This window comes from Pseudomonas sp. FR229a, from assembly GCF_030209115.1.
GTDB classification, from domain to species: domain Bacteria; phylum Pseudomonadota; class Gammaproteobacteria; order Pseudomonadales; family Pseudomonadaceae; genus Aquipseudomonas; species Aquipseudomonas moraviensis_A.
The window spans coordinates 14955-38244 of sequence record NZ_JARVSP010000001.1 but is presented as its reverse complement, the minus strand read 5'-3'; the positions used below and the strand labels follow the sequence as shown (position 1 = coordinate 38244).

Below are 23290 nucleotides of genomic sequence, written 5' to 3'. Positions count from 1 at the left end.
TCGTGGGCTTCCCAATCCAGGACGCTCACCATGTTCTACCTCCTGCTTACACTGTTCGGCTGCCTCACCGGTATCAGCGCCGTGCTCTTCGGTTTCGGCGGTGGCTTCGTCATCGTGCCGCTGCTCTACCGCATGCTCACCGCCACACACGCAGCCGCCGACCCTATCGCGCAATCGGCCATGCACATCGCCGTGGCCACCTCGACCTGCGTAATGATCGTCAACGCCCTGATCGCCACACGCAAACACCAGCGCGCGGGCAATCTCATTCGGGATTACCTTTGGCCATTGGGCGGGTTTATCGGCCTGGGCGCGGTCGTCGGCGCCATCGCTGCCATGTGGGTCAGCGGCCAAGTGATCCGCTACGTCTTCATCGCCTATCTGGGCGTGACCATCGTCGATTGCCTGCTGCGCCGCGGATTTCTCACACAGTCTCAAACCACAATCCCACGGCGACTGACCACGACGGAAACATCCGCCGGCGGTGTAGGCATCGGCGCCATCGCGACGTTTCTCGGCGTAGGAGGAAGCGTCATGACCGTGCCGCTGCTGCGCCGTTGCGGGCTCAGCATGTCGCAAGCGACGTCCATGGCCAATCCGCTCAGCGTGCCGGTAGCATTGGCCGGGACGTTTACGTACATGGCGCTGGCCGGTTTCACCGGGGCTGAATTGGGCGTTTGGTATGTCGGGTATATCGATGTGCTGGCGTTTGCGCTGCTGACGGTTGGCTCGTTGCTGGGGATCAGATTGGCTGCGCCGTGGATTGGGCGGATTTCGGATCGGGTGCATGCCTGGGTCTATATTGGATTGCTCGTCATCGTGCTGCTGAGCATTTCCCTCAAATGAATCGTTGATTGGTGCGGGCGAAAGAAATCAGAATCGGCGACTGAGCGTTGCCCGCCAGTCACCAGCAGAGATCCAGGATGTTGATCTTCAATTGCACCGAAGCCGCCAGCAAGTTTTTCAGCCGTGTTCATAAAGGCAAAACGATCACGCCGGTGGACACCAAACCGCCGTCATCGGTTATTGAGGATGATGAGCTGAACGGCGCGGACGAACAGTGGCTGGTCCATGCGATCACTGTGCAGCGCAAACATGTATTGTTGGTCCTGCACATCAAAACCCGCTATTGCGTGATCCTGGCTAACGCGAAAAAAGCCGACGATCAAGGGTTCGTTGTGCGCTTCACCGAGCGTTGGGTGAATGGACTGATGATCAATGCCCAGAACCATGGTCTCGGACAATGGCTGGACACCGAGCTGATGTTGGCGCGGATGCTACAGACTTGTGAGCACCAGCGATTCTATCGGCGCGGCCATCGCAGCGCGCAAAAACACATTGATGAAATTGCCTGGTGCTTCCGAAGCAAGGTGGCTGGAACGGGTTGCTTGCCGCCCGATGAAGTCACGGCGATGGTGTTCGATGAACAAATGAACGACACGCCGAGAAACAGCAAGGGAGTCAAGTCCTACTACTTCCCGGACGAGGAGATGACGCTTCACTGGCTGCGCCATTATTGCTTTCTCGATGATGTCCAGCTGCATGCTGCGAAAGAGCGTCGGCATCAAGTCGCACGGGAAATAGCGGAGATGGAGCGCAAGGCTTTTATGCAAGAGTATGAGAGGCAGAACTCGAGTGATTAAGCCGGGACGTGACGAATTCACAGATTGATTAACAACCCCATGCCCCCTCACTCCAACCCCGGCGCTTCACGAATAATGAAGTGATCCAGGTTCTCGATATTGGCATTGAAGACCTCGAAAGGCTTTTCGGGGTTATTCTTGCCGGGCACCTGCTTCAACTCCGGCGTCACCCCATAAAAGAAACAGAACAACGCCTTGTCGCTATCCACCGCGTGCTTGATCTCCTCCAGAAACGCCTTGCGCTTGCGGTAGTCGTCGATCAGCTTCTTGTTCAGATAAACACTGACCGGATACGGCTTCTTCTTACTGTCCTCGGGCTTCTTGAACCAGACCTTGTCGTCGAAATCGATCCGAAAACTGGCACTGTGGAAGTCCTCGATCTTCTTGATCCGCCCCCAGTAAATCAGCCCCTTGTTGTCCGTCAGATACTCGATCTTCTTGAAGAACGAACTGTACGGCGCCGTATGCTCACCGACCTTCAAAGGCATGCGCTTGAGCAAATCCTTGTCGGCGAAGTTGGAAACGAAACACTCCACCGGATGCGCAAAAACACTGGTCTTGTCCGGCGCCGATTCACGACCCGCCGACTCCTTACCACTGTCCACCGCCACCCGCACCGAGTCATCGCGCAACACATCCGCCGCCCCCGCTGGCGCGACAGGCTTGCGCACATACTCACGCCGGGTCAGCAACAACTCTGATGGGAAGTGTTCCTCACGCCCGTCATCCACCTCGCCATCCGCCGTCTCAACGCCAGACGCCGAAGCCTTCAAACTCACATACGGACAACCCGCCACATGCTGCGTAGTGGGCAGATTCTTGAAGTGCGGCGTGCGCACGTAATTCACGTTCTTGGCGTTGAACGTACCCAGTTCGTTGGAAGCCTCGAACGCCGAACGACAAGCATCGTTGGGGCACTGGAAGTGTTCCTTCGCCGAGTCAAACGCCACCGTCTCATCGAAATTGAGATCGCGAACGTCATAGATCGACAACTTGTCGTCGAGGCTGAGGCAGTAGGCGAGATCGAATTTCATGGTGGGGCTCGGATCCTTGAGTGGGGGAGGGGTATTAATAGCGGGAGGCGGGGCGGGTTGCACTGATTGTTTTCAGGATGATGCAAAACCTGTAGGAGCCAGCGTGCTGGCGGTTCCAGGCATCGACCAGATTTCGATCCGTACACCAACATCGCAGGCCACATATCCCCCTGTGGCGAGGGAGCTTGCTCCCGCTGGGCTGCGAAGCAGCCCCAAAACTGGCAAATGCGATGGGTTAGACAGATTGAACTATGAGCCTGGCGACTGCTGCGCAGTCGAGCGGGAGCAAGCTCCCTCGCCACGGAATTTTGGCTCAGTTACTCACGCTCCAACCGTTTAACCCTGTCATAAAGCGACTCGGTGAACTCTTTGCTGTCATTCGAGTGATGGCAGCGCCGATGACAGTTCGGACAAAGTGCTACAGCATTGCTGATTCGATCAGAACCCTTATTCGCCAAATGCTTCACGTGATGAACTTCAAGGTAAGGCGAGTCATTTTTAGTGAATGGCGCCGGTTCACCGCACCCTTCACACATCCCTTTGGCTTTCTGACGAACCCAGGCTCTAACCTTCGGGTCACGTATAAATGCCGTGCTCTGGGCGGGAGCGCGCATCGGCTTCACAATCCCAGCAGGTTCATCTTCAAGAGGCAGTTTCTCTAGCGCCAGAGCTCTCTGCTCTAGTGCTTCTTCATCCGCAGTCGCAACCGTTGGATCCCCAAGCGTGACCCCTTTGGCAATCAACACTGCTCGGATGGCTGGCTCAACGTTGGCCCCAACGTTTCTGGCTGGCTTGTACCCTTTGATGTATTCCCTATGCATTCTCAATAAAACGGCAGAGATGTTCTGCATGCGGAATTCAACTGAGCCTTCAGTGCGGTTGTGCAGGGCAGATGCACGCAGTACGCGATTCTCATGTGCCTTGTTGAATTTTTGGCCGATTCGCTCAAGCTCAAACATTTTCAGGTAGGCATCAACCGCTGCCTCAATCTCAGCCACAGTCCAGTCAGTATCTTTTTTCTTGTCGCTCATAAAATCGCCGAGGGTTGAAAACCCTCGGACGATACTGAGTGGCCATTACTGCTGTCTACGAAAATTCCTACATAAAAAAGCGACGAATCTCGCGCATTCCTACAAACTAATCCCTAGCCCATCGAGTGCTTCGAAGACTGAAACATGTGCCTAACCCTTCGCCACCAGGGTTTCTCTAGAGAGGCTCGTGGTGGCTTCTGACCGTGCAACAGGTAAGGCATATCCCGAAGCCGAATCCAGCCCTCATCTTGCCAATGCAGCAAACTCAAAGACATCTCCGGCCAATCCAACGAACTCAGCATCGGCCGATTTGAATCTCCTGAATCCTGCCCATCGCGCAAGGTTGGCACTACCTCGTTGGTCAGCCACTCCCGCAACAACCGATTCCCCGGTACGTAGTGATACACCAACAGCGCATACACCCCAGATTCACTGAGCATCAGTTGCTGTTCAGGTTCTCGAAAGTACTCAATCCACATGACGCGGCGCTGGTCGCTATCTAGCTTGTTGACCACCCGATCATTCAGATGGAAACCCATCAAGCGGCCGACATCGCGGGCGGAGAACCATGGCTGGTTCTCGATTAGAAGGGCGTGCAGAGAAAGATTGTGGCGAGACAAGACGGTTACCGAACATGGATCAGACATATTTATGACCTCTACGTTTTAGATTTTGGGAGGGCCTGACCCCAACGTAGAGCGGACTTAAGAAATCCCAACGAGCAGAGCAGTTGTCACCGACGAATTACGCGTCTGTGTCACTGACCAAGCTTTCTACGTTGGGCGTTTCTTAGGCACCTGCCACAGAGCTTTAGTAGTGCTCGCAGCACGCTTCAATGGGACGCGACTGTAAGTGATGTAGGAGATTGAACGTTGTGACGTAGGCGTAAAAAGATTACCCATCGCACATAAAAAAGCCCCGATCAGATCGGGGCTTTTTGCCTTCTCGACTCGCCGACTCAAACCGCAATCGTCAAATCGCACCAAGCTAGACTATTAGTCCCAGCTAAGCGCACCACCAGTTTGGTATTCGATCACGCGAGTCTCAAAGAAATTCTTCTCTTTCTTCAAGTCCATGATCTCGCTCATCCAAGGGAACGGGTTCGTAGTCCCTGGGTATTCCTCTTTCAAACCAATCTGCGACAACCGACGGTTAGCGATGAACTTCAGGTAGTCCTCCATCATCGCCGCATTCATACCCAACACCCCGCGAGGCATGGTATCCCGTGCGTATTCAATCTCCAGCTGAGTTCCCTGCAGGATCATCTGGGTCGCTTCTTCTTTCATCTCGGCATCCCACAAATGTGGGTTTTCGATTTTGATCTGGTTGATCACGTCGATGCCGAAGTTCAGGTGCATGGATTCGTCGCGCAGGATGTATTGGAACTGCTCGGCGACGCCGGTCATTTTGTTGCGACGGCCCATGGAGAGGATTTGGGTGAAGCCGCAGTAGAAGAAGATGCCTTCCAGAACGCAGTAGTAGGCGATCAGGTTGCGCAGCAATTCTTTGTCGGTTTCCGGGGTGCCGGTTTCGAACTTCGGATCGGAGATCGAGCGGGTGTACTTCAGGCCCCAGGCTGCTTTCTTCGCGACCGATGGGATCTCGTGGTACATGTTGAAGATTTCGCCTTCATCCATGGCCAGCGATTCGATGCAGTACTGGTAGGCGTGGGTGTGGATCGCCTCTTCGAAAGCCTGGCGCAGGATGTACTGGCGGCATTCCGGGTTGGTGATCAGGCGGTACACGGCCAGTACCAGGTTGTTGGCAACCAGGGAGTCGGCGGTGGAGAAGAAGCCGAGGTTGCGCATGACGATGCGGCGCTCGTCGTCGGTCAGACCTTCCGGGTTTTTCCAGAGGGCGATGTCGGCGGTCATGTTGACTTCTTGCGGCATCCAGTGGTTTGCGCAACCGTCCAAGTACTTCTGCCAGGCCCAGTCGTACTTGAATGGCACGAGTTGGTTGAGGTCGGCGCGGCAGTTGATCATGCGCTTTTCGTCAACGGCGACACGGGCGGAAGCGCCTTCGAGTTCGGCGAGGCCTTCGGCGACGTCGAGGGAGTTCAGTGCAGCCTTGGCGCGGGCCACGGCGGCCGAGTCGTCGGCGGTCACGGCGCGGGCTTCGAGCGCTGCGGCGCCGCCAGCGTTGTCGAGGCGGTCCATGTTGGCTTCGCTTGCGTGGCCGGCGTTGGCGCCTTTCACGGTTGCGACTTCACTGTCTTCTTTATCGAATTCGTCCCAGCTCAGCATGACGTGTCGTCTCCTGCGTGAGGGCTTGTGCCCGTGTGAAACCTGATGGGTTGGTTTTTCACACGGCCAAAGCCGCGTTGGATGTCGTTTTTTGCAGCGCTGCACGCAGGCAAATAAACAGAAATTTTGACGGGTTCCGAGAGCCTCTGATGGGCGCAATCAGCGTCTGGCACTGTTGCGGGGCTTCAGAATGGCTTTTGCTCCCTGTAAGGGAATATTGCTGACCCGTATGGGGCGGCATTATAGGGAAATTTTTACCGGCGTGGTGCGGCGAATCGGCTCATGGCGAGGCCGGGGAGGGGGTGGATTTCGATCCGACCGAGGGATTACAGGGCTTTGCGCGGATTCAGCGCCTGCAGATTTTTTTTCGTTAAATTTTTGGCAGGTGGTTTTCTGTTTAAAAAATAGCCAGAAAAGTGCGGTTTTCACTATATCTTGTGTTTTGCAACCCTTATGGGCGTCTCCAGACACAACTGAGCCCGACCGAAGCCGGGCTGGAATCGACCCTCAATGTAGCGCTGAGCGATCCGATTCGGTGCAGTCTGATTCAGTTCGTGCAGCCGTTGCCCATGATGCTGTAGCGCAGGATGTGGCGTTGGCCTTTGGAGTCGTCGTATTCCATTTTTGCCGGTACTACTTCGCAGACATTTGGAATTTCGCTCATCGATACAACTTTGGCGATGTCCAGGTGTGTGGAGTAGGTGTATTCCTCGATAACCGGTTGTTGCTGTGCGACATCAGTCGGACCCTCGTTCGCCATGGCGGTTGCGCACAGACTGCTGAGGGCCAGAACCAATAAAGCTTTCATTTCTAATTCACCTTTTTGAGGTCGAGTGGGGTCACGCAACCTTTTTAGGGTTGCGTGTGGAGCTTGGGTATTTGATGCGTTACTTGGAGAGCTGGATTAACGGCCTTCGTGGGGGCTGTAACGTTGTTAATCGCGGTTGCCTTGTTGGCGAGGTCAATTTTAGGGAGTCGGGCGCGGGGTAAACAGACCGGGTTTTGATAAACACTTTTGGCATATTTGGTAACAATCCCCCGCACGGCCCTTGTAGGAGCTGTCGAGTGCAACGAGGCTGCGATCTATTGATCTTGCTTTGGAGATCAAAAGATCGCAGCCTGCGGCAGCTCCTACAACCATCGTCGAATGGTTCTATGGGGCCCACCCGGCTACAACGGGGTCATACAAAAACAACTATTACACCGAGGTAGGAAAGATGAGTGCGGCTTCTCTGTATCCCGTTCGTCCCGAGGTTCTGGCAAACACGCTGACTGACGAGGCGACCTACAAAGCCATGTACCAGCAGTCGGTCGTCAACCCTGACGGCTTCTGGCGCGAGCAAGCCCAGCGTCTGGACTGGATCAAGCCCTTCACCACGGTGAAACAGACCTCGTTCGACGATCACCATGTCGACATCAAGTGGTTTGCCGACGGCACCCTGAACGTTTCCTACAACTGCCTCGACCGTCATCTGGCCGAGCGCGGCGATCAAATTGCGATCATCTGGGAAGGCGACGATCCTTCCGAAAGCCGCAACATCACCTACCGCGAACTGCACGAGCAAGTGTGCAAACTGGCCAACGCCCTGCGTGGTCAGGACGTGCACCGTGGCGACGTGGTGACCATTTACATGCCGATGATCCCCGAAGCCGTGGTCGCCATGCTGGCCTGCACCCGGATCGGCGCGATTCACTCGGTGGTGTTCGGTGGTTTCTCGCCGGAAGCCCTGGCCGGTCGCATCATCGACTGCAAATCGAAAGTGGTGATCACCGCTGACGAAGGTATCCGCGCCGGCAAGAAGATTTCCCTCAAGGCCAACGTCGACGACGCCCTGACCAACCCGGAAACCAGCAGCATCCAGAAAGTCATCGTCTGCAAGCGCACCGGTGGCGACATCAAGTGGAACCAGCATCGCGACATCTGGTACGAAGACCTGATGAAAGTCGCGGGCACCGTTTGCGCGCCGAAAGAGATGGGCGCCGAAGAAGCGCTGTTCATCCTTTATACCTCCGGCTCCACCGGCAAGCCGAAGGGCGTGCAGCACACCACCGGCGGTTATCTGCTCTATGCGGCGATGACCCACGAGCGCGTGTTCGACTACCGCCCGGGCGAAATCTACTGGTGCACCGCCGACGTCGGCTGGGTCACCGGCCACAGTTACATCGTCTACGGCCCGCTGGCCAATGGTGCGACCACCGTGCTGTTCGAGGGTGTGCCGAATTACCCGGACATCACCCGGGTGGCGAAGATCATCGACAAGCACAAGGTCAACATTCTCTACACCGCGCCGACCGCGATCCGCGCGATGATGGCTTCGGGTCAGGCCGCGGTCGAAGGCGCCGATGGCAGCAGCCTGCGTCTGCTCGGCTCGGTGGGCGAGCCGATCAACCCGGAAGCCTGGGACTGGTACTACAAGAATGTCGGCAAGTCCCGTTGCCCGATCGTCGATACTTGGTGGCAGACCGAGACCGGCGGCAACATGATGAGCCCGCTGCCGGGGGCTCATGCGCTGAAACCGGGTTCGGCGGCGCGTCCGTTCTTCGGCGTGGTGCCGGCGCTGGTCGACAACCTGGGCAACATCATCGAGGGCGAGGCCGAAGGCAATCTGGTGATTCTCGATTCGTGGCCAGGCCAGGCGCGCACGCTGTACGGTGATCACGATCGATTCGTCGATACCTACTTCAAGACTTTCCGTGGCATGTACTTCACCGGTGACGGCGCGCGTCGTGACGCCGACGGTTACTACTGGATCACCGGGCGCGTGGACGACGTGCTCAACGTGTCCGGCCACCGCATGGGCACCGCCGAGATCGAGAGCGCGATGGTTGCGCATCCCAAAGTCGCTGAAGCGGCGGTGGTGGGTGTGCCGCATGACATCAAGGGGCAGGGCATTTATGTCTACGTGACCTTGAAGAACGGCGAGGAGCCGACTGAGCAGTTGCGTCTGGAGCTGAAGAACTGGGTGCGCAAGGAGATCGGCCCGATTGCTTCGCCGGACGTGATCCAGTGGGCGCCGGGGCTGCCGAAAACCCGTTCGGGCAAGATCATGCGCCGGATTCTGCGCAAGATAGCCACAGCGGAATATGACGGGTTGGGGGATATCTCGACGCTGGCGGATCCGGGTGTGGTGCAGCATTTGATTGATACGCACAAGACCATGAATGTTGCTTAAGCGTTAGAAGCACAGAAAGCCCCGTCCGGTATTACCGGGCGGGGCTTTTTTGTGTCTGGAGGTTTTGTGGTGGCCGGGCTGGCCTCTTCGCGAGCAGGCTCGCTCCTACAAGGGATTGGGTTTCTTCAGTTGGAATGCAGTCACTGTAGGAGTGAGCCTGCTCGCGATAGCAATCTGTCAGACGCCGCTGTAGCCGCTTGTAGGAAAACGCAACAACCCCAACCAATAATTATCGATCTGCGCCGCAGGACCCTTGCTGCTGTTACCCGTCACAACCCAATGTGTAACCCCCTGCGCCAAACCGGGGCGAAGGGAAACGTCATGCCCCGTTTTAGAGCCTCACAACCACCAGTGAAAAATAAGACACAACGCTGCGCTTGCCGGATTAGAAGGGTTTGCGAATAATGGGCCCGCAACTTGCAATATGTATCGGTTCACTGTCTTTCGCTCTTGCATGAAATTGCAGGGCTGTCAATGAGCTCAAACCGCTTTCTTGGTGCATCTGTAATTAGTTGTCGCATTGAAGAAATATCGGCTTCGGGCCTGTCGTTAGAATGCCGATCACTCGCTCATCGTGGCTGATGTTGAAATCGCCTGCGGTTTCAACGGGAAATTTCCGCCGATGCGCAACCGATTTCCGATTCACCCATTCGCATATTGGGCTGTCGCTCACTCTGCCGTTTTTGCCCTTTACCGATGGAGTCCCAAGATGAAGAAACTTGTGCTGCTTGGCGCCCTGGCACTGTCCGTGCTTTCGTTGAATGCCGTCGCTGACGAAAAACCTGTGAAGATCGGCATCGAAGCGGCTTACCCTCCATTCGCCTCGAAAGCTCCGGACGGCAGCATCGTCGGTTTCGACTACGACATCGGCAATGCGCTGTGCGAAGAAATGAAGGTCAAGTGCGTGTGGGTCGAGCAAGAGTTCGACGGTCTGATCCCGGCGCTGAAAGTGCGCAAGATCGACGCGATCCTGTCGTCGATGTCGATCACCGAAGACCGCAAGAAGTCGGTCGACTTCACCAACAAGTACTACAACACCCCGGCGCGTCTGGTCATGAAGGCCGGCACTCAGGTCAGCGAAAACCTGGCTGAACTGAAGGGCAAGAACATCGGCGTACAGCGTGGTTCGATCCACGAGCGTTTCGCCCGCGAGGTTCTCGCTCCACTGGGCGCCGAGATCAAGCCGTACGGCTCGCAGAACGAAATCTACCTCGACGTGGCCGCCGGTCGTCTCGACGGTACCGTGGCTGACGCAACCCTGCTGGACGACGGTTTCCTGAAAACTGACGCCGGTAAAGGCTTCGCGTTCGTCGGTCCTGCGTTCACCGACGTCAAATACTTCGGCGACGGCGTAGGTATCGCGGTGCGCAAGGGCGACGCCCTGAAAGACAAGATCAACACTGCCATCGCGGCCATCCGCGAAAACGGCAAATACAAAGCAATCCAGGACAAGTACTTCGCCTTCGATATCTACGGCAAGTAAGACGTCTCTGCGACAAGTCCGAAATGGCGCAAGCAACAGAATCTCTGCGGTTTGCGCCATTTTTTCATCCCAACTTTCGAGGACCTGAATCATGTTGAAAGGCTACGGGGCTGTCATCCTCGATGGCGCATGGCTGACGCTTCAGCTCGCCTTGTCGTCCATGGCTCTGGCCATCGTTCTCGGGCTGATCGGTGTTGCATTGCGCCTGTCGCCGGTGCGCTGGCTGGCGTGGCTGGGCGACCTGTATTCGACGGTGATCCGCGGGATTCCCGACCTGGTGCTGATCCTGCTGATCTTCTACGGCGGTCAGGACCTGCTCAACCGCGTTGCGCCGATGCTTGGCTATGACGACTACATCGACCTGAACCCGCTGGCCGCCGGTATCGGCACCCTCGGTTTCATCTTCGGTGCGTACCTGTCGGAAACTTTCCGTGGCGCGTTCATGGCGATTCCCAAAGGCCAGGCCGAAGCGGGCATGGCGTACGGCATGAGCAGTTTTCAGGTGTTCTTCCGCGTGATGGTGCCGCAGATGATTCGTCTGGCCATCCCGGGCTTTACCAACAACTGGCTGGTACTGACCAAGGCCACCGCGCTGATTTCCGTGGTCGGTCTGCAAGACATGATGTTCAAGGCCAAGCAGGCGGCGGATGCCACGCGTGAGCCTTTCACCTTCTTCCTCGCAGTGGCGGCGATGTACCTGGTGATCACCAGTGTTTCGTTGCTGGCATTGCGTCACCTTGAGAAGCGCTACTCGGTAGGCGTAAGGGCGGCTGATCTATGATCTTCGACTACAACGTCATTTGGGAGGCGCTGCCGCTGTACTTCGGCGGCCTGCTGACCACCCTCAAACTGCTTGCGCTGTCGCTGTTCTTCGGCTTGCTCGCGGCGTTGCCGCTGGGGCTGATGCGCGTCTCGAAAAACCCGCTGATCAATGGCGCGGCGTGGCTGTACACCTACGTGATTCGTGGCACGCCGATGCTGGTGCAGCTGTTCCTGATCTACTACGGTCTGGCCCAGTTCGAAGCGGTGCGCGAAAGCTTCTTGTGGCCATGGCTGTCGAGCGCGACGTTCTGCGCCTGCCTGGCCTTTGCGATCAACACCAGCGCCTACACCGCAGAAATCATCGCCGGCAGCCTCAAGGCCACGCCGAACGGTGAGATCGAAGCGGCCAAGGCCATGGGCATGTCGCGCTTCAAACTGTACAAGCGCATTCTGCTGCCGTCGGCCCTGCGCCGGGCGCTGCCGCAGTACAGCAACGAAGTGATCATGATGCTGCAGACCACCAGTCTGGCGTCGATCGTGACCCTGATCGACATCACCGGCGCGGCGCGTACCGTCAACGCGCAGTTCTATCTGCCGTTCGAGGCGTACATCACCGCCGGCGTGTTCTACCTGTGCCTGACCTTCATTCTGGTCAAGCTGTTCAAACTGGCCGAGCGTCGCTGGTTGAGCTACCTCGCGCCACGGAAGCACTGATATGCAACGCATCGATCACGTATTGCCATGGAGTCATCTGGGCAGCGAGCGCAAGGTGTCGGTTTTCCGGTTTGGTAGCGGCGAGCGCAAGGCCTACATTCAGGCCAGCCTGCATGCTGATGAATTACCGGGCATGCGCACTGCCTGGGAGCTGAAAAAGCGTCTCGGCGAACTCGAAGCCCAGGGCTTGCTCAACGGTGTGATCGAGCTGGTGCCGGTGGCCAATCCACTCGGGCTGGGGCAATTGCTGCAAGGTAATTTCCAGGGCCGTTTCGAGGCGGGCAGCGGCAAGAATTTCAACCGTGATTTCGTCGAGCTGAGCGCGCCGGTCGCGGCCGCGCTGGGCGACAGGCTCGGTGATGATCCGCATGCCAACGTGCGGCTGATCCGTCAGGCCATGGCCGATCACCTGGCCGCGCTGCCTGAGGCGAGCAGCCAGTTGCAAGGCATGCAGCGGGTGTTGCTCAGCCACGCCTGCACCGCCGACGTGGTGCTGGATTTGCACTGCGACGCCGAAGCCGCGCTGCACATGTACGCGCTGCCGCAGCACTGGCCGCAGTGGCGTTCACTGTCGGCGCATCTGAACGTCAAGGTCGGTTTGCTCGCGGAAGATTCCGGTGGCAGCTCCTTCGACGAGGCGTGCTCGCTACCGTGGCTGCGCCTGTCGCGGCAGTTCCCCGATGCGCAGATTCCGCTGGCCTGTCTGGCGACGACCATCGAGCTGGGCGGGCAGGCCGACACCGGTCGTGTCGAAGCCGAGGCTTACGCCGAAGGCATTCTGGCGTTTCTGGCCGAGCAAGGCCTGATCACTGGCGAGTGGCCGAACCCGGCGTTTGAGCATTGCGAAGGCATGCCCTTCGAAGGCACCGAATTGTTGTTTGCGCCGCACCCCGGTGTGGTGAGTTTTTCCCGCAGGCCCGGCGAATGGGTCGAGGCGGGCGACGAGATTTTTCAAGTGATCGACCCTGTGTCCGATCGGGTCAGCACGGTAAGTGCTGGTACGTCCGGGGTGCTGTTTGCCATTGAACGGCTGCGCTATGCCCAACCCGGTTTCTGGCTGGCCAAGGTGGCGGGGCGCGAAGCGCTGCGTCACGGGCGCTTGCTCAACGACTGACTGACTGTTTTTGTGAGAACCGACCGCATGTACAAACTTGAAGTCCAAGACCTGCATAAACGCTATGGCAGTCACGAAGTGCTCAAGGGCGTGTCCCTGAAAGCCGCCGCCGGCGATGTGATCAGCATCATCGGCTCCAGTGGCTCCGGCAAAAGTACTTTCCTGCGCTGCATCAACCTGCTCGAGCAGCCGCACGCCGGCAGGATCCTGCTCAACAACGAAGAGCTGAAACTGGTGGCGAACAAGGACGGCGCGCTGAAAGCCGCCGACCCGAAGCAGCTGCAGCGCATGCGTTCGCGCCTGTCGATGGTGTTCCAGCATTTCAATCTGTGGTCGCACATGACTGCGCTGGAAAACATCATGGAAGCGCCGGTGCATGTGCTCGGTGTGTCCAAAGCCGAAGCCCGCGAGAAAGCCGAGCACTACCTGAACAAGGTCGGCGTCGCCCATCGCAAAGACGCGTTCCCGGGGCACATGTCCGGCGGCGAGCAGCAGCGCGTGGCGATCGCCCGGGCGCTGGCGATGGAGCCGGAAGTGATGCTGTTCGACGAACCGACCTCGGCCCTCGACCCGGAACTGGTCGGCGACGTGCTGAAAGTCATGCAGGCGCTGGCGCAGGAAGGTCGCACCATGGTCGTCGTGACCCACGAAATGGGCTTCGCCCGTGAAGTGTCGAACCAGTTGGTATTCCTGCACAAAGGCGTCGTCGAAGAAAGCGGCAACCCGCGCGAAGTGCTGGTCAACCCGCAGTCGGAGCGTTTGCAGCAATTCCTGTCGGGTAGCCTGAAATAAATCAGCGCTGCCGTTGTGCACCCGATTAGGTCATGCTTCGCAGCCTTCGGGAGCTGACAAAGTTCCCTGTAGGAGTGAGCCTGCTCGCGATAGCGGTGTAACAGTCAACATTATGATTGCCTGAACCACCGCTATCGCGAGCAGGCTCACTCCTACAAGGGATCTGCGCTGTCTTGTGAATTGTGTTCATTTCCGGGCTAGCATTGGCCCATGCCTTCATCACCGTTGTTCGTTTCGGATTGCCCGCCCATGACTGCCCATCGAATTGGTTTCCTGATTTGGCCCAGCACTAAAGCCTTGACGCTGGCGCTGGCGGAGGAGGCCTTGCGTGTTGCGCAGCGGGTGCACCCGGATGTGGTTTACGAACTGTCGTTCTTGCAGGCCGAGCCGCCTGCCGAAGGTGCCTGGCAATTGCCCGGTGAACCCTGGGCCGGCAAGCTTGAAAACTTCCAGAAACTCTTTCTGCTCGCTGACGAGCCGCCGACCACCCTGGCGCCGGCGCTGAGCAGTGCGCTCAAGCAAGTGGTGCGCGCCGGTTGCGTGATCGGTGGTCTGTCGGCCGGTGTCTATCCGCTGGCCCAGCTCGGGTTGCTCGACGGGTATCGCGCCGCCGTGCATTGGCGCTGGCAGGACGATTTCGCTGAGCGCTTCCCGAAAGTCATCGCCACCAGCCATCTGTTCGACTGGGATCGCGATCGTCTGACCGCCTGCGGTGGCATGTCGGTGCTCGACCTGCTGCTGGCGGTGCTCGCTCGTGATCACGGCGCGGAACTGGCCGGTGCGGTCTCGGAAGAACTGGTGGTCGAGCGCATCCGCGAGGGCGGTGAGCGTCAGCGCATTCCATTGCAGAATCGCCTCGGCTCCAGTCATCCGAAGCTGACCCAAGCGGTGTTGCTGATGGAAGCCAACATCGAAGAGCCGTTGACCACCGACGAAATCGCCCAGCACGTGTGCGTATCCCGTCGGCAACTGGAGCGGATTTTCAAGCAATACCTCAACCGCGTGCCGAGCCAGTACTACCTCGAGCTGCGTTTGAACAAGGCCCGGCAGATGTTGATGCAGACCAGCAAGTCGATCATCCAGATCGGCCTATCGTGCGGCTTCTCCTCGGGGCCGCATTTCTCCAGCGCCTACCGCAACTTCTTCGGTGCCACGCCGCGGGAAGATCGCAACCAGCGGCGCAGCAGCAGCCCGTTCGAATTGTCGTCAATGCCACCGGAGCGGGGCTGATCGCGGTTCAGTTGTTGCGGTTGAACTCCACACCGATGGAAATCTCTGACTCGTCGCTGCCATCGCGCGGTGGATTCAGGTCGATCTGACTTGCCTGTTCCTCAAACAGACGCATTTGCCGAGCGGCATTGTAGGTCTCAAGACGCAGTTGACTCTGCGGGTTCAAGGGATTGCCGCTGAAGTTGTAATGCGTCGCCACCTCGCCGGGACTGGAAGGAAACTGACTCGGCAGCTCGCTGATGACGTTGTCGGCCAGGTTCACCGACTCAAGCCCGGGCAAATCGAACAGCCCTTTGGGCGTTTCGCTCAGCCCGATATTGTTCAGACGCAATACTCGCAGATTGACCAGTCTGCTCAGGTCGGGCACGTTGCCCAGCGGGTTGTCGCCCAGGTCCAGGGAAAGAAGGTTTTTTATCCCGGCGATGGCGTCTGCGGTTTGCCGTGGCAGCGTGATGCGGCAGTCTGGCAAGCTCAGGTTCGCCAGTGAATCGAGCCCGAGAATCGCAGGCGGGATTTCCCTCAGCGGATAATTGCGAATGTCGACCCCGCGCAGCTTCGGAAACAGCTCCACCAACCGATTGACGTCCGGCGGCGAAGCGGCCGTGCTGGTCAGCCCCAGCTGTTCGATGTAGTCGAAGCGTCCGGCCAATGGCGGCAGCTCTCCAGTGAACGACAAATCACAGACGAACGCGTTGTCCCCTGGCGATTTCGGATAGCGCCGCAGACGTGCTTCCAGATTTTCCTTGAAGCGTTTTCGGCGGGCCGATTCCCGGCGCGCGGCTTCTCCTTTCAGGGGCGTGCGGAGCACCGGGTCGTGCGCAGTCTCGTTGCTCCAGGTATCAAGGCGCGTCAGCAATCGGGTTATTTCGGTCTGTCGGCGCATCAGCTCGACGCGACCGTCGGCCAGCGTGCCGGGCAGACGATACAGCAGGTCGTTGGCTTCGAAAGCGGTCAACGAGGGGTACAGCGACTGAATCAGGCTCAAGTCAGCTGATTCGCCCCACACGCCCAGATTGTCGCCTGTGGTCTGAAAGGTCGCTTTGATGCGTTCTCTCGACGCCGCCGACAGCGGATTGGCGCCGATATCCACGCCATTACCGGTGTAGGGAACCAGGTCTCCCGGCAACTCGGTTATGTTGTTGTCGTTCAATAATGCGGCGCCCAGCCGCGGCAGTTGCTCAAGCCCTGCAGGCACTGCGTCGATGCCGGTCCTTATCAGGTCGAGGAACCTGAGGTCCGTCAGCGCCGATACATCGGGGGTGGTCTGTAAAGGATTGCCGAACAGGTCCAGTGCCTTCAAGCGGACAAGCGTGGACAACGTCGCTTGCCCGGCCGCATCGAGCGTGATCTCGCAGCGGCTCAACATCAGCGTTTCAAGCGACCGCATGCTCTCCAGCGCCTGTGGCATCCGGCCCAGGTTGCAGCCTTTGAGTTCCAGTCCATTCAAGCCGCTGAAGCTTGTGAGGAAACCGTCCGGAACGCCTGAGCCGCCATCGCCCGAGATCTGCAGATGAGTGATGTGGCTGAAATCTGCGCTCAACTGCGGTAATTCGCCGGAAAATTTTGCCTCCGTTTCGAACCTGTCCAGGCGTAGCGCCAGGTCCCGCGTGCGTCGGCCGCGCCAAAGCTCTTCGAGGCGCTCACCGAACTGTTGCCTGGCGAGAAGTTGCGCCGCCCGCGCTTCGGCCGTCCACGGTTGTCCTGTAGCAGGGTTGCTGACGGGCACTTGCTCGCGCCAGGTGTTGAGGTCACTGATCATGCGGGCGATTTCCGCTTCCCAGCGGATCAGTTGCGCCGTACCGGCCTGCAACGTACCGGGGAGTCGGTAAATCATGTCGCTGGCTGCAGCGTCGTCCAGCAACGGAAACAGCCGGCGCGCCAGGGTTATATCCGCCGTGGCGGGCCTGACCCGGAAGTTGCGACCGTGCACTGCGTGGTAGGCCTTGATCCGCTCGCGCGCATTGAGGGACAGCGGATTGCCGGTCAGATGTATGCCATCGGCACGCTGTGGGCTGGCCGTGAACAAAGCCTCCGGCAGTTCAGTCATGTGGTTGTCGTTGAGGTATGCGCTCTGCAGTGTCGGGTGGTCGATGATCCCTTCTGGCAGGGCAGTCAGGCCGGTATTCATCAGGAAGATATCCCCCAGCGCCTGCATGCCGCGCAGATCGGGTGCCATGGCCAACGGGTTATCGCTCAGATCCACAAGCTTGAGGGTAGGCAAGGAATCGAGTACATCCTGTCCGGCGCGCGTGAGCGTCACGGCGCAGTGACGCAGGCGCAGTTCCTTGAGCGTCCGCAGGCCTGCCACGAAAGCCGGGATTTCCTTCAGGGCGACGGCTCTCAGTTCCAGAGCCTGGAGGTTGGGGAATTGTTCGACGAACGTCCCGATGTTGCTGATTGCAGCGTTTCCGCTCAGCTTCAGGCTTTCAACGTGGCTGAAATCCGCGGTCAGCCGGGGCATGTCGCCAAAGAATTTCAGGTCGGCCGAAAAGAAACCGCTTCGCGCTGCAGTCTCGCTCGACCGCTGTCGCCATAACGCCTCCAGGGCCTTTTTGAACGCGGTTCGCGCAGTTGTCTGCGCCTGTAATTCAGCGGCGGACAGCAACTGCCCGGTAACCGGATGGGTGGCTGTGATCTGCTCTGTCCACTGCGCGAGATCGAGCTGCATCTGTTCCAGCTCTGCATGCCATTGATCAAGCTGGATACGGCTGTCCGCCAGGGTGCCGGGCAGGTCGTAAATCATATCGCTGGCCTGTTGCTGGTCGAGGTCGGGAAACAGTTGGCGGGCGAGGGCAATGTCCTGGCCGTCGGCGGGCACTTCAAAGTCGTTTTGATAAAGGCGGTAATAGGCTTTGATCTTGTCCCGCGCTGCGGCCGAGAGCGGATTGTCGGAAAGATAAATGCCGTCGCTGCGAGTTGCCGGAATGTCGAACAGGGCGTCGGGAAGGTCGGTGATGCGGTTGCCGGTCAGCACTGCAATGGGCTGATTCGGGTGGCTGGCCAGCCCATCGGGCACCACGGTAAGACCGCTGTTGGACAGGTCGATATACCTCAGTTCCGGCAGCAGGTTCAGATCGGGAAATGTCCCCAACGGGTTGTCGCTCAGGTCCAGCCTGCGCAGGTTGTTCAGCGACACCAGCGCAGCCTGGTTTTCCGCGGTCAGGATCACGCCGCAGTTCTTCAGCTCCAGCTCGCTCAGGCCGGGCAGGCTGACTCCCGCCAGTGTGGTTGTGTCCAGGTCGAAGCCGTCCAGGCGCAGGGTAGTCAGGTTGGGGAAACGTTCCAGGAATGGCGCGATGGCGGAGAGGTTCCTGTTGCCGATCAGGTTCAATCGCGAAACGTGCTCGAAATTGGCGCTGAGTACCGGCATGGTGCCGCTGAACTCGGCATTTGCCCTCAGCTCATCAGCGCGGCCGAACGCGGTCCGGCTGCGCCAGAACAACTTGAGTTGCCGGGCAAAGGAACGCCTGGCATTGATTTCGCGGGGGTCTTCTTCAAACGTCGTCGACGTGCCGGATTCAGGTGGAGCGATGGAAGCCTGAGCGATCCATTGATCCAGTTCGACGTTCATCTGGCTCAGCTCTGTCTCCCAGCGTGACAACTGGGCGCGGGCGTCGGCCCAGGTGCCGGGTAGCCGGTACAACACCTGAGTGGCCTGCTCGGCATCCAGGTTGGGGAACAGGTTGATGGTGCGTCGCAGGTCTTGCGACTTGGGGCGGACGCCGAAGTGTTTGCCGGTGTGGCTGTAAAAGCCTTTTACCCGTTCGCGAGACGCAGTGGACAAAGGGTTGTCAGCAAAGGTGTAGCCATCGCTCAGAGAGCTGGCCAGGTTGAAGAAACCGTCGGGGATGCGTGTGATCCGGTTGCCGTCGAACTGCGCAGAGATCAATCGCGGATGATCGAGTACGTCATCCGGCACGGCGTAGAGGCCGGTGTTCGACAAGTTGACGTAACGCAGCGAGGGCATTGCGTGCAGATCGGGAGGCAGGCCCAACGAATTGCCGTGCAGATCGAGCAGGGTGAGTTGCGGTAATGACGCCAGCACCGATTGGGTCGTGGTGGTCAGGCTGACTCGGCAATTGCGCAATCTCAATTCGCGCAGCGCCGGCATCGAGCCGAGCGCCTGGGGCAGGCTGGGCAGATTGAGATTGCGCGCATCCAGGCTTTGCAGTTGCGTGAAAGAGTGGAGAAAGCTGTCGAGAGAACCGGTCGTGGCATTGCCGTCGATCGCGAGCAGAGTGATGTGGCTGAAGTCGGCCGACAGCACAGGCAAGTCGCCCAGGATGCCGTGGGTCAACAACAAGGCGTGGCCCGAGGCGGCACCCTGCGGATCGATCCCGACGACGTTCTCACGTCGCCAGCCCTGGAGCAGTTGTTCCCTGAGCAATCGCCGGTTGCGAATGTCCGCGCGTCGCTCGATTGCCGTGAGCACGCTACCCGTCTCTGGATGTCGGGCGGGCGGGTCGTTGGCCCAGACCTGCAGCTCGTGCTGCAGTTGCAGATAATCATCTTGCAAACGAACCAGTTCCGCGCGAGCGCCGGAAGGGCTGGCGCGCATGCTCCGCGCCAGGTGCTGGATGCGGCGATCCGACATTCTCGGGTAGAGGACCCGTATGTCTGCTTCAAGGGTGCGTCGTGGGGCGTCCTCCAGCGTGATCGCACGGGAAAGCCGTGGGTAACCCTCGGCACCCACCAGGCGTAACGTATCGATTTTCGGCGGGGTGACCGGATGTTCCGCCAGCACCTCCCGCAGCTCGCTGCGTTCCAGCGTGCGCTCGCGGATTGCGGCCTTCAGCGCCTGTCCCTCATCGATCCGTAGATCGAGACTCTGGCGCTCGCTGTCGGGCAGCGCATGGAGCAGGCCGGAATAGAAATCGCTGAGCGAATGCAGTGCCTGGCCGCGCTCATCGTAGGGTTGATAGCGCCCGTCGTCGGTGCGCACGAGGACTTTTTGCTCGGGGGCGTCTTCGCGGCCGATGCTGTCGAGTACCGGGCCGTCGTAACGGCCGTCGCGGATTTCGATGCGCACATCGCCGCTCCAGCCGGGCAACAGTTTGAGGCTATGCAGGGCGAGGGCATCGGAATCGGGATTGCTCACCGAACCCAGTTGCAGCCCTTCGTAGGCGCGGGCGACGCGCACTTCCTGGCGGGCCAATTGCAGCAGCTCCTGCTGGCGCGGCGGGACCTGGCCCTGGTCGAGCTGTAACAGTTCGCCGCCGGTGGCGGTGTCGAGCAGTTCGCGGGTGATGCTGACCGGCAGGTCGGGGGCTTGCGCCTGGAGCGGCTGTGCCAGTGGGTCGTCGATGGGTTGCAGCGCCTGGTAGCGTGATTCGAACAATGTGTTTCTGTGGGTTTTCGCGAGGCCGACCAGTTGCTTGCGCAGGGTCTGGCTGCGAACGTCCAGTGATGGCGTCAGCGCAAAGGGTTCAGCCAGCAGCGCCTTGATCTGCGCTTCATCGAGGACCGCGAGCAAGGATTTGAGCAGGTCGCCACTGACCAGGCGATCCTGCTGCAGCTCTGTCAGGGGCAGGCTTTCGTCTGCGGAGGATTGCCAGAGCAGTTCGCCTTGTCGGTCGATCAGACGCAGTCGTCTGTTGCTCGGCCAACGGCCGTGGTCGGCAAGCAATTGCAACTGGGTGACCGGATCGGCACGCAAGAAATCTTCAGACGCTTCGCTGTCGAGCTGATCGATGAAGCGCTGCAGCTGCTGGTCGATCCTGAAGCGCTGAATGCTGTCGGCCAGCAGCGGCGGAACCTTTTCCTGATTGACATGCATCTTGCGCAAAACGTCTTCGCTGGCGCCACTGACCTGCAGAATGGTTTCCCGCTCGGCCGGCGAAAAGCTCTCGACCGACGGGCCGATGCGGCGCAGCGCGGTTTCGCCGTCCCACTCGAGCGGTTGCTCGAGCTCCGTGTGCCAGGCGCCTTCACCGTTATGGCGGACCACCGGTTGGTAGGCGTCGGGCCGGGTGGGATGTTCGATGCGGTACTGCCCGGGCATCTCGTCGGGTTTCACTGAAAAATGCGCATCGTCGAGGGGCAGCAGTTGCTTGTCCTGATGGGCATGCAGGCCCAGTCCGTCGGGTTGCGAATCGGCTGGCGGACGCAGCGGGTGCCTGTAACGCTCAAGATCGGGCTGCCAGTAGCGGGTTTCGCCTTTGGCCAGTTTCACCGGTTTGAACCGGTCGATGAACGCCACGACCTCTGTGGGCAGTACCTTGCGGAATTCGGCCGCGCCAATCGCCCCGCCCACTGCGAAAAGGCCCAACTGAATCATCGAATCGACGGTATCCATCAGGTGCCCGATGGCTTCGGTGTTGCGACCCTGTGCCCACTCGACGATGCCCTCGAAGGTTTCGTCGAGCATCTGATAAGCCATGTACGCCATCATTGCCTCGCCCAGCACCGGCACGAATGGCGCGACGATCAGGGCAGCGCTCTGGACGATGCTGGAAAGGATATTGACCACCGAATCCCAGAACGCCCAGCGCGCGCGTTGGTCGACCCAGGCCGTCGGGACGGCGATGACTCGGGCATCGTTGAAGACCTTGTTCAGTTTGGCCTGGTGCAAGTGCTGCCACAGGTCGTCGTAGAACGGCACGAGCGCGCTCTGCAGATCGGGCCGTTCCACAGGCACTTCTCGCCAGGCGGGCAGGGCGCTGCCGGGCTCGTGCGGGTGCCATTTGATTTCGCTCAGGCGGCTGTTGAGTGTGCTGAAGAAGTAGCCCCGTTGTTCGTGATTGACGAAGCGGCTGAAGAATTGCTGGTACTCCGTTGACCGCAACTGGCGCGTCAGCTCGACGAGCATTTCAGCCGGCGACGCGTATTCCTTGAACGGATGCTCGGGGTCGTTCGGTACATAGGCCACGACGCGTGCAGCGTCGCGTGTCACGTACAGATCCGCAGCGAACACGACGATGCCGGTAAGCGGCGCACAAAGCATGGTCATGTCATGGCGCAGCACCGGTGCACCGTTGATGTAAATGCCGGTCATGCCGTCGAGCATGGCGTCGACCAGACGAAAGTGATTCTCCGATACGTCACGGTTCATCCGCGCCCATTGCAGCGCGGCTTTCATCGCAGCTTTCTCGCTGGCGTCCAGTTTGCCGCGTAACACCGTCGCGACCATCGGATCGGAGTAACCGAGATTGTTTTCCAGGCTGGCTTTGTACTGCGCACCGATGTCCAGGCGGCGACACAGTTGGGTGAAGGCCGCAATACTGAGTCTGGCCTTGATCTGCGGCAGTGGCTCGAACTGCCCGCCTGGGGAGGGCGCAGTGGTGTAGGTCGATGCCGCTTCGAAAGCGTTTTCGTGGGTTTCCCGGTCCTCGAAGTTATGCAGCGCGGCATCCAGCAACGATACCGTCCAGACGCGGGCGCCCGTGCTGATGGCAAACCACGGCGTCGTCACGGGGATGTACAGGCGCACGAAGGTGCCTCTGACGTCCAGATCGAGATCGAAGCATTTTTTCAGTTCCGCCTTGAGCAACGGCTCGGCGAACGCGGCGGCGTCCTGCAAATGTTCCAGGCTTTTGTCCACCTGGCTGTGCGCGGTGATACTTGTTGCAGTGAGGTCTTTCAGCACAGCGTGCTGTTCGGTGGCAGCGAGCCTGAGTGTCTCCGGCATTTGCGCAGTGCTGTTTCTCAGTGCCTGGCGCCGGGAGGCGGAGGTGTTGCCGAGCCACTGGGGAATCGCGTTTTTCAGTGGTTGATAATGCTCGTCCGGATGTTGGGGATCGGGCGTCTTGCTCGAGGTTGTCGGTGAGTGTCGATCAGACAGGTGCATGAGCATTCCTTGGCGGTGATAAGAACCCTCAGCAAATCAGCAGCAAGCACCCGCCGTGCGGTACATATTCATATCTCTTTCGCGAGGCTGACTTGGTATTCTGCGCGGCCTCCCGCAAATCGGCCGTGCCCGGTAAACTGCGCCTTTGCGACGCTATATGTCGCATTGCCGTAAACCCGGGAAAATCCGGGGTTTGCGCTATAAGAAGTTGTCGCTTGGCGACAAGGCCGGGCACCAAACTGTCCTTACAATCCCCCCATCGCTCGCCAGTTCCAGGCGGGT

General features: G+C 59.1%; 15 protein-coding genes. 9 read left to right on the top strand and 6 right to left on the bottom strand.

Translation table 11 applies throughout. From position 1 onward, the window contains the following. Positions 1-30: 30 nt before the first annotated feature. Together QRN33_RS00145 and QRN33_RS00140 are read left to right on the top strand one after the other, a co-directional pair. A complete protein-coding gene (locus QRN33_RS00145; protein WP_285405889.1) occupies positions 31-846 on the top strand; it encodes a sulfite exporter TauE/SafE family protein in 816 nt (271 codons plus the stop codon). A gap of 77 nt (positions 847-923) precedes the next feature. After that, positions 924-1643 carry a DUF6933 domain-containing protein gene (locus tag QRN33_RS00140; protein ID WP_285405887.1) on the top strand — a complete coding sequence of 240 codons (720 nt, stop codon included), beginning with the start codon at positions 924-926 and terminating at the stop codon, positions 1641-1643. A gap of 47 nt (positions 1644-1690) precedes the next feature. Here the strand turns inward: QRN33_RS00140 and QRN33_RS00135 are convergent, their stop codons facing one another. The 5 genes from QRN33_RS00135 to QRN33_RS00115 all read right to left on the bottom strand — a co-directional run bounded on the left by QRN33_RS00135 (position 1691) and on the right by QRN33_RS00115 (position 6762). Then, positions 1691-2677, bottom strand: coding sequence for a hypothetical protein (locus QRN33_RS00135; RefSeq protein ID WP_285405885.1), 987 nt, complete (start codon positions 2675-2677; stop codon positions 1691-1693). 317 nt (positions 2678-2994) lie between these two features. Further along, a complete protein-coding gene (locus QRN33_RS00130; protein WP_285405883.1) occupies positions 2995-3708 on the bottom strand; it encodes an HNH endonuclease in 714 nt (237 codons plus the stop codon). A 113-nt stretch (positions 3709-3821) separates the two neighbouring features. Beyond that, positions 3822-4355: a BRO-N domain-containing protein gene (locus QRN33_RS00125; protein ID WP_285405881.1), complete on the bottom strand. Its 534-nt coding sequence runs from the start codon at positions 4353-4355 to the stop codon at positions 3822-3824. A gap of 348 nt (positions 4356-4703) precedes the next feature. Further along, positions 4704-5954: a ribonucleotide-diphosphate reductase subunit beta gene (locus QRN33_RS00120; RefSeq protein ID WP_016773579.1), complete on the bottom strand. Its 1251-nt coding sequence runs from the start codon at positions 5952-5954 to the stop codon at positions 4704-4706. A gap of 547 nt (positions 5955-6501) precedes the next feature. After that, on the bottom strand, positions 6502-6762 hold the full coding sequence (locus QRN33_RS00115) for a DUF2790 domain-containing protein (RefSeq protein ID WP_042607210.1): 261 nt from the start codon (positions 6760-6762) through the stop codon (positions 6502-6504). 409 nt (positions 6763-7171) lie between these two features. Here QRN33_RS00115 and acs point away from each other — a divergent pair, with 409 nt between their 5' ends. The 7 genes from acs to argR all read left to right on the top strand — a co-directional run bounded on the left by acs (position 7172) and on the right by argR (position 15222). Beyond that, positions 7172-9127, top strand: a complete 1956-nt coding sequence (acs, locus tag QRN33_RS00110; protein ID WP_042607209.1) for an acetate--CoA ligase — start codon at positions 7172-7174, stop codon at positions 9125-9127. A gap of 709 nt (positions 9128-9836) precedes the next feature. Further along, positions 9837-10610: an L-arginine-binding protein AotJ gene (gene aotJ, locus QRN33_RS00105; RefSeq protein WP_039757969.1), complete on the top strand. Its 774-nt coding sequence runs from the start codon at positions 9837-9839 to the stop codon at positions 10608-10610. Positions 10611-10701: 91 nt separating this feature from the next. Further along, on the top strand, positions 10702-11391 hold the full coding sequence (locus QRN33_RS00100; RefSeq protein WP_016773583.1) for an ABC transporter permease: 690 nt from the start codon (positions 10702-10704) through the stop codon (positions 11389-11391). After that, positions 11388-12086 carry an ABC transporter permease gene (locus QRN33_RS00095; RefSeq protein WP_042607208.1) on the top strand — a complete coding sequence of 233 codons (699 nt, stop codon included), beginning with the start codon at positions 11388-11390 and terminating at the stop codon, positions 12084-12086. Before QRN33_RS00100 ends, QRN33_RS00095 begins: the two co-directional genes overlap by 4 nt. Before the next feature lies 1 nt (position 12087). Next, positions 12088-13200: a succinylglutamate desuccinylase/aspartoacylase family protein gene (locus QRN33_RS00090; RefSeq protein ID WP_285405875.1), complete on the top strand. Its 1113-nt coding sequence runs from the start codon at positions 12088-12090 to the stop codon at positions 13198-13200. A gap of 27 nt (positions 13201-13227) precedes the next feature. Further along, positions 13228-13992, top strand: coding sequence for an ABC transporter ATP-binding protein (locus QRN33_RS00085; protein WP_042607206.1), 765 nt, complete (start codon positions 13228-13230; stop codon positions 13990-13992). A 249-nt stretch (positions 13993-14241) separates the two neighbouring features. Continuing rightward, the gene (gene argR / locus QRN33_RS00080) at positions 14242-15222 is read left to right on the top strand and encodes a transcriptional regulator ArgR (protein WP_042607205.1); all 981 of its coding nucleotides are present in this window, start codon (positions 14242-14244) and stop codon (positions 15220-15222) included. A gap of 7 nt (positions 15223-15229) precedes the next feature. Here argR and QRN33_RS00075 read toward each other — a convergent pair whose 3' ends face one another. Then, positions 15230-23008 (bottom strand): dermonecrotic toxin domain-containing protein, encoded by a 7779-nt coding sequence (locus tag QRN33_RS00075; RefSeq protein WP_285405872.1) that lies wholly within the window; start codon positions 23006-23008, stop codon positions 15230-15232. Between the last annotated feature and the right edge of the window lie 282 nt (positions 23009-23290).

What these genes read in the sequence shown, in the direction of transcription:
- aotJ (WP_039757969.1), top strand. Translation starts at nt 9,837, where the DNA reads ATGAAGAAACTTGTGCTGCTTGGCGCCCTGGCACTGTCCGTGCTTTCG.
- QRN33_RS00135 (WP_285405885.1), bottom strand. Translation starts at nt 2,677, where the DNA reads ATGAAATTCGATCTCGCCTACTGCCTCAGCCTCGACGACAAGTTGTCG.
- QRN33_RS00100 (WP_016773583.1), top strand. Translation starts at nt 10,702, where the DNA reads ATGTTGAAAGGCTACGGGGCTGTCATCCTCGATGGCGCATGGCTGACG.
- QRN33_RS00145 (WP_285405889.1), top strand. Translation starts at nt 31, where the DNA reads ATGTTCTACCTCCTGCTTACACTGTTCGGCTGCCTCACCGGTATCAGC.
- QRN33_RS00085 (WP_042607206.1), top strand. Translation starts at nt 13,228, where the DNA reads ATGTACAAACTTGAAGTCCAAGACCTGCATAAACGCTATGGCAGTCAC.
- QRN33_RS00130 (WP_285405883.1), bottom strand. Translation starts at nt 3,708, where the DNA reads ATGAGCGACAAGAAAAAAGATACTGACTGGACTGTGGCTGAGATTGAG.
- QRN33_RS00120 (WP_016773579.1), bottom strand. Translation starts at nt 5,954, where the DNA reads ATGCTGAGCTGGGACGAATTCGATAAAGAAGACAGTGAAGTCGCAACC.
- QRN33_RS00095 (WP_042607208.1), top strand. Translation starts at nt 11,388, where the DNA reads ATGATCTTCGACTACAACGTCATTTGGGAGGCGCTGCCGCTGTACTTC.
- QRN33_RS00090 (WP_285405875.1), top strand. Translation starts at nt 12,088, where the DNA reads ATGCAACGCATCGATCACGTATTGCCATGGAGTCATCTGGGCAGCGAG.
- QRN33_RS00075 (WP_285405872.1), bottom strand. Translation starts at nt 23,008, where the DNA reads ATGCACCTGTCTGATCGACACTCACCGACAACCTCGAGCAAGACGCCC.
- QRN33_RS00115 (WP_042607210.1), bottom strand. Translation starts at nt 6,762, where the DNA reads ATGAAAGCTTTATTGGTTCTGGCCCTCAGCAGTCTGTGCGCAACCGCC.
- acs (WP_042607209.1), top strand. Translation starts at nt 7,172, where the DNA reads ATGAGTGCGGCTTCTCTGTATCCCGTTCGTCCCGAGGTTCTGGCAAAC.
- QRN33_RS00125 (WP_285405881.1), bottom strand. Translation starts at nt 4,355, where the DNA reads ATGTCTGATCCATGTTCGGTAACCGTCTTGTCTCGCCACAATCTTTCT.
- QRN33_RS00140 (WP_285405887.1), top strand. Translation starts at nt 924, where the DNA reads ATGTTGATCTTCAATTGCACCGAAGCCGCCAGCAAGTTTTTCAGCCGT.
- argR (WP_042607205.1), top strand. Translation starts at nt 14,242, where the DNA reads ATGACTGCCCATCGAATTGGTTTCCTGATTTGGCCCAGCACTAAAGCC.